Annotated in this window: 13 protein-coding genes; 3 read left to right on the forward strand and 10 right to left on the reverse strand. The window is 63.7% G+C overall.

All coding sequences use genetic code 11. From position 1 onward, the window contains the following. Nucleotides 1-10: 10 nt before the first annotated feature. The 3 genes from XH98_RS01490 to XH98_RS01500 form a co-directional block, all read right to left on the reverse strand. A complete protein-coding gene (locus XH98_RS01490) occupies nucleotides 11-229 on the reverse strand; it encodes a hypothetical protein (protein WP_271617578.1) in 219 nt (72 codons plus the stop codon). 32 nt (nucleotides 230-261) lie between these two features. Continuing rightward, the gene (locus XH98_RS01495; RefSeq protein WP_271617579.1) at nucleotides 262-1,701 is read right to left on the reverse strand and encodes a basic amino acid/polyamine antiporter; all 1,440 of its coding nucleotides are present in this window, start codon (nucleotides 1,699-1,701) and stop codon (nucleotides 262-264) included. Between the two features lie 153 nt (nucleotides 1,702-1,854). Beyond that, nucleotides 1,855-2,088 carry a DUF6894 family protein gene (locus XH98_RS01500; protein WP_271617580.1) on the reverse strand — a complete coding sequence of 78 codons (234 nt, stop codon included), beginning with the start codon at nucleotides 2,086-2,088 and terminating at the stop codon, nucleotides 1,855-1,857. 234 nt (nucleotides 2,089-2,322) lie between these two features. Here XH98_RS01500 and XH98_RS01505 point away from each other — a divergent pair, with 234 nt between their 5' ends. After that, the gene (locus XH98_RS01505; protein ID WP_271617581.1) at nucleotides 2,323-3,036 is read left to right on the forward strand and encodes a Bax inhibitor-1/YccA family protein; all 714 of its coding nucleotides are present in this window, start codon (nucleotides 2,323-2,325) and stop codon (nucleotides 3,034-3,036) included. Between the two features lie 11 nt (nucleotides 3,037-3,047). On the opposite strand, the gene XH98_RS01510 is transcribed toward XH98_RS01505, so the two are convergent. The 7 genes from XH98_RS01510 to XH98_RS01540 form a co-directional block, all read right to left on the reverse strand. Further along, entirely contained in the window at nucleotides 3,048-3,554 is a 507-nt protein-coding gene (locus XH98_RS01510) for a DUF1269 domain-containing protein (RefSeq protein ID WP_271617582.1), read from the reverse strand. 187 nt (nucleotides 3,555-3,741) lie between these two features. Beyond that, entirely contained in the window at nucleotides 3,742-5,514 is a 1,773-nt protein-coding gene (locus tag XH98_RS01515) for a complex I subunit 5 family protein (RefSeq protein ID WP_271617583.1), read from the reverse strand. Next, a complete protein-coding gene (locus XH98_RS01520; RefSeq protein ID WP_442868533.1) occupies nucleotides 5,514-5,867 on the reverse strand; it encodes an NADH-quinone oxidoreductase subunit K in 354 nt (117 codons plus the stop codon). The genes XH98_RS01515 and XH98_RS01520 overlap by 1 nt, the downstream gene beginning before the upstream one ends. After that, nucleotides 5,855-6,808: an MnhB domain-containing protein gene (locus XH98_RS01525; protein ID WP_271617584.1), complete on the reverse strand. Its 954-nt coding sequence runs from the start codon at nucleotides 6,806-6,808 to the stop codon at nucleotides 5,855-5,857. The genes XH98_RS01520 and XH98_RS01525 overlap by 13 nt, the downstream gene beginning before the upstream one ends. After that, nucleotides 6,805-7,098, reverse strand: a complete 294-nt coding sequence (locus XH98_RS01530) for a monovalent cation/H(+) antiporter subunit G (RefSeq protein ID WP_271601525.1) — start codon at nucleotides 7,096-7,098, stop codon at nucleotides 6,805-6,807. The genes XH98_RS01525 and XH98_RS01530 overlap by 4 nt, the downstream gene beginning before the upstream one ends. Further along, nucleotides 7,095-7,385, reverse strand: coding sequence for a monovalent cation/H+ antiporter complex subunit F (locus tag XH98_RS01535; protein WP_271601526.1), 291 nt, complete (start codon nucleotides 7,383-7,385; stop codon nucleotides 7,095-7,097). The genes XH98_RS01530 and XH98_RS01535 overlap by 4 nt, the downstream gene beginning before the upstream one ends. After that, nucleotides 7,378-7,860, reverse strand: coding sequence for a Na+/H+ antiporter subunit E (locus XH98_RS01540; protein WP_271617585.1), 483 nt, complete (start codon nucleotides 7,858-7,860; stop codon nucleotides 7,378-7,380). Before XH98_RS01540 ends, XH98_RS01535 begins: the two co-directional genes overlap by 8 nt. Before the next feature lie 316 nt (nucleotides 7,861-8,176). Between XH98_RS01540 and XH98_RS01545 the strand changes: the two genes are divergently transcribed. Next, complete coding sequence (locus XH98_RS01545; RefSeq protein ID WP_271617586.1) at nucleotides 8,177-9,232, forward strand: efflux RND transporter periplasmic adaptor subunit; 1,056 nt, start codon at nucleotides 8,177-8,179, stop codon at nucleotides 9,230-9,232. Further along, the gene (locus tag XH98_RS01550; protein WP_271617587.1) at nucleotides 9,229-12,291 is read left to right on the forward strand and encodes an efflux RND transporter permease subunit; all 3,063 of its coding nucleotides are present in this window, start codon (nucleotides 9,229-9,231) and stop codon (nucleotides 12,289-12,291) included. Before XH98_RS01545 ends, XH98_RS01550 begins: the two co-directional genes overlap by 4 nt. Nucleotides 12,292-12,341 lie beyond the last annotated feature (50 nt).

Here is a 12,341-nt window from a genome sequence, read left to right on the forward strand (position 1 = left end):
TGTGGTGGTCTTACTGCGGCGCCTGAACCTGGCTGCGGACGCGGCGGCTGCCAAAGTGCGGATGCTTGCCGCCGCGATGACGCCAGTACCGGTGCTTGGCCGGGGTCACGTTGGTATTGGGCGCCGCGGTCGTGGCAGGCGCGTTCGACTGGGCAAAGGACAGGGTCGGCGGTGCGGCAGCCGCCGCCATTCCGATCAGGATCAGGGTGCCGAAGAGCGTGATTTTCATGTTCGCCTCCAAATGATCAGAGGTGGCTCAATTCAGATCGAGATGGCTCCGGTCGCGAGTGCATAGATGCCAGCGCAGGCGGCGATCGCGATCGCTGCAAACAGAACGGCCTCGAGCGGTGTGAAGGTCGCTTCCTTGCGTTCGCGCTTCGCCAGAAAGAACAGCAACGTGCCGGGCGCATACAGAATCGACGACAGCAGCAGAAACTTGGGCCCGCCGGCGTAGATCATGCCGATCGCGTAAAGCGTCGCGATCATCGCGCGGATCCAATCGACGATACGAGCCCGCTCGAAGGCCTCGTAGGTCTCGCCGCGCGAGGCCAGCTTCAGGCCATAGGCCGCGACCAGGAAGTACGGAACCAGCGTCATCGCGCTGGTCATCTTCAGGGCGAGCGCGAAGGCGTATTCGGCAAACCAGGTCACGAGCAGGAAGAGCTGGATGACGCAATTGGTGAGCCAGAGCGCACCGGAGGGAACGTCGTGCGCGTTTACGCGGGCGAGAAACGAAGGCATGGTGCGATTGATGCCCGCAGAATGCAGCACCTCGGCCGCCAGCAGCGACCATGAAAGATAGTTGCCGAGGATCGAGATCAGCAATCCGACGCTGATGAACACGCCGCCCCAGCGACCAACCATCGCTTCCATGACGCCCGCCATCGACGGCGTCGGGAGGCCCGCCAGCTGTTGTCGCGGCAGCACGCCATACGACAGCAGCGTCACCAGGACGAGAAGGCAGAGAACGGTCAGAAAGCCGACGACAGTTGCAAAGCCGATGTCAGCGCGGTTGCGGGCATAGCGGGAATATACGCTTGCCCCCTCGATCCCGACGAAGACAAATACCGTCAGCAGCATCGTGCTGCGGACCTGGGTGAACACATCGGAAGCATCCGGCGCTTGCGTTCCCCAGAAATTCCCGGTGAACACATCGCCGTCGAGGGTGATCGCGGCAACGACAATGAACAGGAATATCGGGATGACCTTGGCGTAGGTCGCCACGGTGTTGAGCGCGGTCGCGCCCTTGATGCCCCGCAGCACCAGCACGTGCACGCTCCACAGGAGCACGGTTGCGGAGGCAATGGCGATCGGTGTCGAGCCGTCGCCGAACACCGGGAAGAATATTCCCAGCGTCGCCTTGATCAGGATGAGGCAGGCGACGTCGGCAAGACAGCAGCCGATCCAGTAGCCGACGGCCGAGGCGAACCCGATATACTCTCCGAATCCAGCCTTGGCATAAGCGTAAATGCCGGCATCAAGGTCGGGCTTGCGCTGTGACAGCGATTGGAACACCAATGCCAGCATGAGCATGCCCGTGCCTGCGATCACCCAGGCGATGATCGCTCCGAATGCGCCGGTGGCTCGTCCGAACGATGCCGGCAATGCAAAGATGCCGGAGCCGACCATCGACCCGATCACCAGGGCGATCAGGGCGTTGCGGGAGAGCTTCTGGTTGGCCTCGTTGGTCGAAGGAGCCATGAGGACGGCCTTCCAAATCCGGGACGAAGCCGGCACCGATGGCGGCCAATCCCGGTGCAGAGCCTAGAGGCACCTCTCACCTTCGGACATCAGGGATTCTCTGTAGGAGCCAGAGCAGGAATTCGGCCCGTGCCGGAGCCCGGCGAGCCGCTTTCAGGGCTTGGCGGCGGGTGCAGCCGGGCCCTCATCGCCACCGCATAGCGGCGATCCGGGAAGAGCGGCGCGCGCTACGAAGACGACACCGGCGCGGAAGAATTCGCCGGCCTTCGCGAGCTCGGCGGCGATCCGCTGGGCGTGCAGAACGGCTGCGTCGTCACTGGCATGGTCGCAGCCGATGCCATCGGGACAAAGACCGTATTTGTCGACGATATGGAAGAAGAAGCGCATGCCGCAGAATTAAGCCGGATCACGGCCGGCTTCCAAGTGACAAAGCCGTAAGAGACCTACGCCAAAGGGATGAGAGGCGGCGCCAGATTGCGCAATCGTCATGCGCGGGATGGTGCCGTGAAGGCGGGGTTGCAGGGGTTTTCGCCAGGGGCACTCGGGTGATTGTCCGATGTCGTCGCCTGGTCCTGGAGGGTAGCGTGCCCCTAGCTCCGCGAGTTCAGGAGGAGGCAAGCGATGTCAAACCTTGACCAGAACCTTTCGACATCAGGCCCGATCGGCACCGGCACGACTGCGGTGGACGCCGGATTGCGCAACTACATGATGCGCATCTACAACTACATGGCTGCGGGTGTCGGCCTCACTGCGGTCGCCGCGTGGGTGACCTACCAGCTCACCGGCCCGGCGCTGCTGCAAAGTCCCTTGATGTGGGGGTTTATCCTGGCGCCGCTGGCGCTGGTGTTCTTCATCGGCACGCGCATCAATACGCTCTCGGTATCAACGGCCCGCCTGCTGTTCTTCGTCTACGCAGCGCTGGTCGGCGTGTCGCTCTCGACCTTGTTCCACATCTATACGAGCGCTTCGATCACCCGCGTATTCTTCATCTCCGCCGCAACGTTCGGGGCGCTCAGCGTCTTTGGCTACACGACGCGGCGCGACCTCTCCGGTCTCGGCACCTTCCTGTTCATGGGGCTCATCGGCGTCATCATCGCCAGCCTGGTGAACATCTTCCTGCGGTCGACCGGGCTCGACTGGCTAATTTCGATCGTAGGCGTCGGCGTCTTTGCCGGGCTTACGGCCTACGACACGCAGCGGATCAAGGCGATGTACGATGCCGGTGACGATGAAACTTCGGCGGGCCGCAAGTCGGTCATTTCAGCGCTGTCGCTCTATCTCAACTTCATCAACCTGTTCATGATGATGCTACGCCTGTTCGGCGGCCGGCGCTGAACGGCGGCCGTTTAAGCCGCCGGCCGCTCCGCGGCAGCGCTTGCGAGCGCGTCGCGCAGAGCCTGTTCCTTGGCGTCGTCCAGCGACGTCTTCAGCACCGTTCCGCCGGCGTCCTTGATCTCCTTCAGCACCTTGTCGGCCGTCATGTTCTTGATCAGGACGAACAGCGCGGCGTTGCCGGTGTGCAGAGAGCCAGCCAGCTGCTTCATGAAGGCGTCATCGATGCCGAAATCGGACAATGCACCGCCAAGTGCGCCGGATGCCGCGCCGATCGCGACACCGAGGATCGGGTTGAGGAAGATCACGCCGATCAGAAGACCCCAGAAGCTTCCGGTCATCGCGCCCATCGCGGTGGTGTTAACGAGTTGATTGAGCTTGATGCCGCCGGGCTCCGTTTTTACGGCGATCACGGCGTCGCTTATCGTGATCAGATACTCTTTCTGCAATTTGAGAAGGCGCTGACGTACCTCCTCGGCTTTCGCTTCGGACGGATACACGATCGCGACGAGATCGGACATTGAGACCTCCGTTTCCATTGGGACAGGTCCGCTCAGGACCGACTGGCCCCGACTGCACAGCACGAAATCCAGGATAGAGCGTGAGCCGCCACCCCGGCATCCGACAAAACCCCAGATGCGAAGGATGTTTTTCCGGTTCGTGTGATGCGACCGAGATTGACTGCCCCGCACTCGCCTATTCGAGTGTTCAATTCGTTCCAAACATCGAAGCGGCGAGCAGCACCGTCACGGCGAGCATGCAGATGCCGGCCACCGGCCATTGACGGAGGACACGATCGCCTCGCTCGACAAGGCTGCCAAGCCGCAGACAGGCGCGCCGAACAGGGCCTAGCACGCGCGTCAGATCTTTCCAGGCCATCGTGCCGGCCAGCTGATATGGCCAGGGACCGAGCAGGACCGCGAGCGCTGCGCCTCCGAGCACGGTTGCGAGCAATTTGACGAGCGCTTCGACGCCGAACAGTTTCGATTCCAGAGCATACGGGATCGGCAAATACGGCTGCCATGGCACCAGGCCGAGCAACAGCGAGCAGAGCGCCAAGGCAAGCGCCGCCAAATCGCTGCGGCGTCGCGGCCTCGCCGCGAGGGCAACCGGCTGGTCCGGAGGCGAAAGCGCGTGGGCAAGGACCACCAGGACGTACGCGGCCGTGAACATCCCGCCAAGCTGGAGCACGCCAGCCCACCACCACTGTCCCGTCCTCGCCGTCTCCTGGAGCAACAATTCCTTCGCGAGCGAGGCACCGCCCGGCTGAAGTCCCATCAGTGCGAAGCCGGCCAAGGCGAAGGTCATGACGCTCAGGGGCAGCGCGCGTGCGGCGCCACAGATCCCAGTGATGCGATCATGGCCCAGGCCGGCGTAGATCGACCCGACCGCCATGAACATCGCCGCTTTCGCGGTGGCATGGCAGATTGCCTGTATCAATCCACCTGCCAGGGCCGGTCCGGTCTCGAGCCGGCCTGAGGCATCGAGGGCGAGTGGAAACAGCAGGAAGAGGTACCCGATCTGCGCCAATGTCGAATATGCGACGAGCAGCTTAAGGCGCTCCTGCCGCAGGGCGAGGATGCTCCCGACCACGATCGCGCCGGCCCCCAGCGTTGCCAGAATCTGTGCGGCGGCAAAGCCCGGGAGGGCGGGCAGCACGTCGAACCAGAGCCGCAGGAGGATGAAGAACGATCCCTTCACGACCAGTCCGGACAGGATTGCGCTCGCTGCGGCCGGGGCGCCGGCGTGAGCGGGTGGCAACCAGAGGTGCAGCGGAAACAGCGCGGTCTTTGCGAGGAGGCCTGATATCATCAGCGCCGCCGCAATGAACGCGCCGGGCTCTGCGGAGAGACGATGAGACAGCAGCAGGATATCGAGCGTGCCGTAGAGGCCATAGAGCAGAGCGGTGCCCATGAGGTAGAGGACCGACCCGGCCAGTGCGAACAGCAGATAGCGCAGCGCAGCCCGAAGCGTCTCCGCGCGGCCCTCGAGACAGACCAGCGGCACCGCTGCGAACGTCAGCAGCTCCAAGGCAACGTAAAGGGTGAAGAGGTCGCCGCCGACAAAGATGGTGTTCAGCGCGGCCCAGATCGCCATCAACAAGACCCAGAATGCGAACGGTACCCGCCGGCTTGCTGCTACGGGATGAGAATCGGCCGCTGCATAGGCGCCGACCGCACAGATTACGATCGCCGTGGTCGCCAGCATCAGCGCAGACAAGCCGTCCGCGCGCAACGCCACCCCCAGCGGTGGCGGCCAGGCGCCAAGAAGATAGACGATGAGACCATCGCCTCGCGGCAAGGCCAGCAGAATGGCCACGGCGATTGCAATCCCGGCCGGCATGACGGCAAGGGCGACGTGCCGGACGTAGCGCTCGCTCAGAACGAACGCCAGCAGCACGCCTGCGGCAGGCACCACGATCGACAGCACCAGCAAGCGGCCATCCGCGGTCGCCACCAGCGAGGCGGCGGGGGCCAGCATCAACCACCGAACCGATCGGAGCGCGGCCTCGTCGGCGCGTCGCTATCCAGCGTGGCCGAGCCGGTCGTGTGGAACAGCCGGAGTAGCAAGGCGATCGCCAGGGCTGTCGCCGCGAACGCGACCACCACTCCAGTAATGACCAAGGCCTGCGGCACCGGATCACTGCCCATCCCTGCCACCGCCCCTCGCCGCCCAACCACGCCGAACAGGAGGAACACGCCGCTACCGAGCAGATTGAAGGCGATGATCTTGCGAAGGGGATGCGGATTCGTGATCAGGCCGTAGAGCCCAAGTCCGACCACGGCAGCACCGCACAGTCCAAACACCGTCACGGTGCCCATCACAGTGTCCATGGCTCCGCGTTCCGCTCCGGCGCTCCGGCGAGCAGCAGGCCGAGCGTTGTCGCGATCGTCAGGACCATTGCGACCTCGATCCCGAGGATCAGCGGCTTGGCCAGCGGCGGTGGATAGGACAGGAATGCAGCGCCGAACAGAAGGCCCGCGAGGCCGACGACCAGGAACAAGCCAGGCCCGGCCACCAGAATGAGCCGTAGACGTCGGCTGCTCACCGGTGGTGTGTCCGCCAACCCGGCCATGATGGCCAGCAGCCACATCGAGGCGAGAATCGCGCCGCCCTGAAAAGCTCCGCCGGGATGGTTGGCGCCCGTCCAGAAGACATAGATCCCGACGACAATGCCGACGGGCGACAGCAAGCGTGCGAGAAAAGCAAGAACGCCATGTCGATCGGCCTGGTGGCGCGGTCCCGGACGGCCGCCCCAAGCGAAATCAGGTGCAAGCGACCAAACGCCGACGATGGCCAGCACGAGTACGACCTTCTCAAGCATGGTATCCATCGCCCGGAACGCCATCAGGACGTTGGTCACGGGATTGGACAGGCCTGTCGCCCAGGCATTTGCGACAGCCGCCCGAGCGAGCGACGGAGCAGGATCGGGCAGCAGCAGGATCGCGCCGGCGAGAGCTGCGGCCGTCAACGTCGACAGCGCAGCCGCGCTGGCCCGCAGCAATTTGCCCGGCGCTGCTTCCGCCATCGGTTCGGCATCGCGCAACCGCGCGGCGGCACCCAACAGCAAGACGCCGCCGAGCCCTCCGCCGATGGCCGCCTCGGTCAGTGCGACGTCGGCGGCATCGAGACGCACCCAGACGAGCGCCACCAGCAGTCCATAGGCAACGAAACCGACTGTCGCCGCAAAGGTCTCGCGGACAACGATGGTCCAGGTGCCGAGCCCCAGCAAGACCGCGGCGAGCATGATTTCGAAAGCCGTCGCGATGCTCATCTGGTCGATCCGCCATGGCGCGCGGCGCGCGCAATCAGTTGGGAGACCGTTGCGCCTGCGAGCAACACGAGCAGCCAGATACTGACCAGCTTCAGCGCGTCTCGAAGCTGGCCTGCTTGCGGGAGCAATCCGAGCACGACGAGACCGAGGCCGAGATTGTCCGCCTTGGTGAGTGCGTGCAGGCGCGTCAGCGTATCGGGAAAGCGAAGCAGACCGACGGTACCGGCCAGAAAGAAGAACGCGCCCGCCGACACGGCCGCTATGCTGATCATGTCGCGTACCAGGCTCATTCGGTCTCCGTTGATGCGATCCCGTCGGCTTCGAACCGGGAAAGCCCCTTCTTGACGAACGCGATGGAGGCGAAGGTTGCGAGGAGCGCCAAAGTCAGCGCCACGTCGACTGCCGCAGGGACGCCCGCGACAGTGCCGAGCAGCAGCAGCGCCGCAATACCTCCGGTTCCGATCAACTGCGTCGCCATCACGCGGTCGGCGTCTCCTGGACCCCGCAGGATCGACACCAGCCCAAGCGCCAACATCGCCAGGATGAAGCCGACCGCGGCCGTCAGGAACTCAGTCATTGTAAAGCGCTCGAACCAAGGCATCTTCCTCCGTAGCAAGCTCCGCCATCACGGGCTGCTCGACATCGAGGCAGTGATAGAGGATCTGCGCGTTTTCCTCTCCTGCCGGCACGGTGCCAGGCAGCAGGCTGGTGAGCGTTGCGAACACGTTACGACGCGGGCCGGGTGGCAGACCGGTCGGAAACGCGACAAATCCCGGGCGCAGCGGCAGCCGTGGATCGAGCGCGCGCCTTGCGACATCCGCTCCGGCAACGACAGAGTGGACCAGGAAGAGCAACATCAGCCGGCAGAGTGCGCCAGGCGAGAGCCGCGAGTTGCCGGGCGCCAGCAAACGCAGGCTCGTCCAGGTCGCCGCGGCGACGGCGATTGCCGCTGCAGGAACGTCATCGAGGGCGGCGCCGGCAAGGACGAGCCAGAGGCAAAGAAACAATGCCCCTCGCGACGCCGCGCTCCACCAGCGAACTCGGCAACGCACGTCTCGTCTCCCTGAGGACCCGGCCATTGAGCGCGAAACACTGCGCTCCTGATCGGACCTGCGATATCGGGTGATCGCCTGATCGGGTGTCGGGAATTCCCTAGAGCATCGCCGGAGCCGCCGCGATTGCATCCAGCAACATCGGGTAGATTTACCGATGTGTGCGGCCGATCCCTTGGGCAAAGCTACCAATGGGCGAACCCGCAGAATCTCCAACTCCAGGAGAGCCCGCACGGCAATATTTTCCCAACTTGAAGGGCTGCTGATGATGTGCGGCCGCCGAACGACACCTCGACAAGTCTTTGCACCGATCCTGATGGCAGCCGCCTCCGCGCTGATCCTGGCTGCGTGTGGACGCGACACAGAAACCAAGGAATCGCCGCCGCGCCCGGTCCGAACCACGACGATCGAGAAGCGCGAGGGCGTCGTGCCGTTGACCTTCACGGGTCGCGTGGAGGCCGAGGACGAAGTCAGCGTCGCCTTCCGTATTTCGGGACGCCTGCTTGCAAACGACATCAAGCTTGGTGACAGGGTCGAGGCCGGCCAGTTGCTGGCCCAACTGGAGCCGCAGAACGAGCTGAACACTTTGCGGCAGGCGAAGGCGGCCCTTTCCGCGGCACAGGGACAGTTGACGCAAGCGCGCAACCATTACGAACGCCAGGAGACACTCTTGGCGCAGGGATGGACGACGCGCGCCAATTTCGAGGCGGCAACGCAAGCGCGACAAACGGCCCAGTCGCAGGTCGAGGCGGCGGAGGCACAGCTAAGTTCGGCACACGATCTCGTGGGCTTCACCGAGCTGCGAGCCGACGCGGCGGGCAAGATCATCGCGACCGGACCACCCGCCGGCGAGGTCGTTCAGGCCGGCCAGATGATCGCGAGGATCGCCCGACAGGACGGCCGCGACGCCGTCTTCGACATCCCGGCTCAGATGATCAGATCGGCGCCGGAGGGCGTGCAGGTCACGGTCAGCCTGACGGATGATCCGAACATTACGGCAAAAGGCCGTATTCGCCAGATCGCAGCGCAAGCCCATGCCATCACCCGCACGTTCGAGGTCAAGGTCGGCTTGACCGATCCGCCGGCAGCGATGCGGCTCGGCGCGACGGTGAACGGGCGCGTCGAAATCAGCTCCGGGCCGACGATCGACATACCGGCAACCGCGTTGACGCGGATCAATCAACAGCCGGCCGTGTGGATCCTCGATCCGTCGACGAACCTCGTGGCTGCGCGCAACGTTGAAATCCTGCGTTTCGACCAGGCACAGGTGACCGTCTCGCAAGGATTGGATGCCGGAGAGATCATCGTCACCGCGGGCGTTCAGGCCCTGCATCCGGGCCAGAAGGTGCGCGTGCTCGGGTCAGAGCCATGACCGGGCTCAACCTCTCCGAATGGGCGCTCAAGCATCGCTCGCTCGTCGTCTATGTCATGATGGTTGCCGTGATCACCGGGAGCCTGGCGTATTTCCGGCTTGGTCGAAACGAGGATCCCTCGTTCATCATCAAGACCATGGTGGTTCAGGCGGCCTGGCCGGGGGCGACGGCCGAAGAGACCATGAAGCAGGTGACGGAACGGCTCGAGCGTCAGTTGGAGCAGACGCCCCATCTGGACTTCCTGCGCAGCTCCACCCAGGCCGGGCTCGTCACGATCTTCGTCAACCTGAAAGGAAGCGCGAACGCAAGGCAGGTTTCCGATGCCTGGTACGAGGTGAGGAAGAGCATCGGCGATATCAGCCACACCCTCCCCTCGGGAGTCATCGGCCCGGGCTTCAATGACGATTTCGGTGACACGTTCGGCATCGTCTACGGCTTTACCAGCGATGGCTTCACCCAGCGGGAGTTGCGCGACCATGTCGAGGATATCCGCTCCCGATTGCTTCGCATCCCGGACGTGTCGAAGATCGAACTGATTGGCGCACAGGATGAGGTGATCTTCGTCGAATTCTCCAAGCAGGAGCTTGCCACCCTGGGCATCGATCGGGCGGCCCTGCTCGCCGCGCTGCAGGCGCAAAATATCGTCCGTCCAGCCGGCACGATCCAGACCGGCAAGGAAAGCATCTCCATCCGGGTTTCAGGCAGATTTCAGTCGGAGCAGGACATCGCCGCCGTCAACTTCGTCGCAGGCGGTCGCACGCTTCGCCTGAGCGACATTGCGCAGGTGCGGCGGGGCTATGTCGACCCGCCGCAACCGATGTTCCGGGTCAATGGCCAGCCTGCCATCGGGCTTGCCGTCGCCATGCGGGATGGCGGCGATATTCTTGCACTCGGCAGGAACATCAAGACCGTGATGGGGCAGATCACCGCCGACCTCCCGATCGGAATCGAGCCGAGCCTCGTCGCTGACCAGGCCGTGGTGGTCAAAGGCGCGATCGGCGAATTCATGACCTCGCTCCTGCAGGCCATCGCCATCATCATGGTGGTGAGCTTCATCAGCCTCGGAATCCGTCCGGGCCTCATCATCGCGCTTGCCATCCCGTTGACGCTGGCCATCGTGTTTCCGATCATGGAGATCGCCCGCATCGACATGCAACGGATATCGCTGGGAGCGCTGATCATCGCGCTCGCGCTGTTGGTCGACGACGCGATGACGACGACCGATGCGACGCTGAACCGGCTGGCGCAAGGCGACAGCAAGATCGACGCCGCGACGTTTGCCTATCGTAGCCATGCCTTTGCCATGCTGGCCGGAACGCTGGTGACAATCGCGGGCTTCATTCCGGTTGGTTTTGCGGCGAGCTCGGCCGGCGAATATACGTTCTCGCTGTTTGCCGTGGTCGCGATCGCGCTCCTTGTGTCGTGGTTCGTTGCCGTGATCTTCACGCCGCTGCTGGGCGTTCTCATTCTTGTTCCACCGCAACAGAAGAGCTCCGCTGCGCCCGGCAGGATATTCCGCTTTTACCGGAGTTGCCTCATACTGGCGATGCGGGCCAAGTGGTTGACGATCGCGATCTCGCTGGCGCTCTTCGTCGCCTCCGTTCTTGCGCTTCCGTTGATACCGCAGCAGTTCTTTCCGTCGTCAGACCGGCCCGAACTGCTTGTGGATCTCAGCCTGCCACAGAATGCATCAATCTTTGCCAGCGAGACGGCAGCGAAGCGTCTGGATGCGGCTCTGGCCAGCGACCCTGATGTCCATCACTGGAGCACCAATGTGGGACGTGGTGCAATCCGCTTCTATCTTCCGCTCAATGCAGAGCTTCCGAACGATTTCTTCACGCAAGCGGTCGTCGTGGCAAAGGACGTTGCGGCGCGCGAGCGCCTGCACGTGAAGCTGGAGCGCCTGCTCGCTGAGGACTTTCCGGCTGCGGTCGCGTCGGTTTCGCCTCTCGGCCTCGGCCCGCCGGTCGGATGGCCCTTGCAATATCGCGTGAGCGGACCCGATCTCGAGCAGGTACGTGAGCTCGCGCTCAAGGTCGGGCAGATCGTCGCCTCCGATCCGCGCACCAAAAGCATCAATTTCGATTGGATGACACCGCAGCGCGAGCTGCGCATTCGCGTCGATCAGGATGAGGCGCGTCGTCTCGGGCTGAGCTCGCAGGCGATATCGGCCGTGCTGAACACCATGATTTCAGGCGCAACCGTCACCCAGGTTCGCGACGATGTCTATCTGGTCGCCGTGGTGGCGCGTGCAGTCGATGAGCAGCGAATGTCGCTGTCCAATCTGCGGACGCTTCAAGTGCCGTTGCCTGGTGGAACGACAATATCGCTCAGCCAGTTTGCGACATTCGAATTTCAACAGCAATATCCGCTGATCTGGCGACGCGACCGCGTTCCCACGCTGACAGTGCGTGCCGACATCAGCGACGGATCATTGCCGAATTCGGTGGTGGGTGCTCTGTCGCCAGCCATCGAACAGTTGAGGAGGACGCTGCCTGCCTCTTACGATGTGGCAGTCGGCGGGACCGTGGAAGAAAGCCGGAAATCGCAGGCATCCGTACTCGCCGTGGTGCCCATGATGCTGTTCGTCATGGTCACGGTTCTGATGGTCCAGTTGCAGAGCTTTCCACGGCTATTGATGGTCGCAAGCGTGGCGCCGCTCGGAATGGTCGGCGTCGTCGCGGCCCTGTTGCTCTCCGGCAGACCGATGGGCTTTGTCACGATTCTGGGCGTTCTCGCTTTGCTGGGCATGATCTGCAAGAACGCCGTGATCCTGATTGGCCAGATCGATGCGGAGCGTGCCCAGGGCAAGAGCCCCTGGGAGGCGGCGGTGGATGCCAGCAGTTCCCGCTTCCGTCCGATCATGCTGACGGCGGTATCGACCGTCCTCGGCATGATTCCGATTGCTCCAACCGTATTCTGGGGACCGATGGCTGTTGCAATCATGGGCGGCCTGCTGGTTGCGACCGTCCTGACCTTGGTCCTGCTGCCGACGATGTACGTGGCCTGTTTCGGCGAGAAGGAACGCACCGGCGCTCCCGCACCGGCGCCGTCTTGAGCCGTCGTTTCCGGCGAGGGAAATCCCGGCCCTCGACTAGGTGATCACCC

The sequence above is a fragment of the Bradyrhizobium sp. CCBAU 51745 genome, assembly GCF_028128715.1.
GTDB classification, from domain to species: Bacteria; Pseudomonadota; Alphaproteobacteria; order Rhizobiales; family Xanthobacteraceae; genus Bradyrhizobium; species Bradyrhizobium manausense.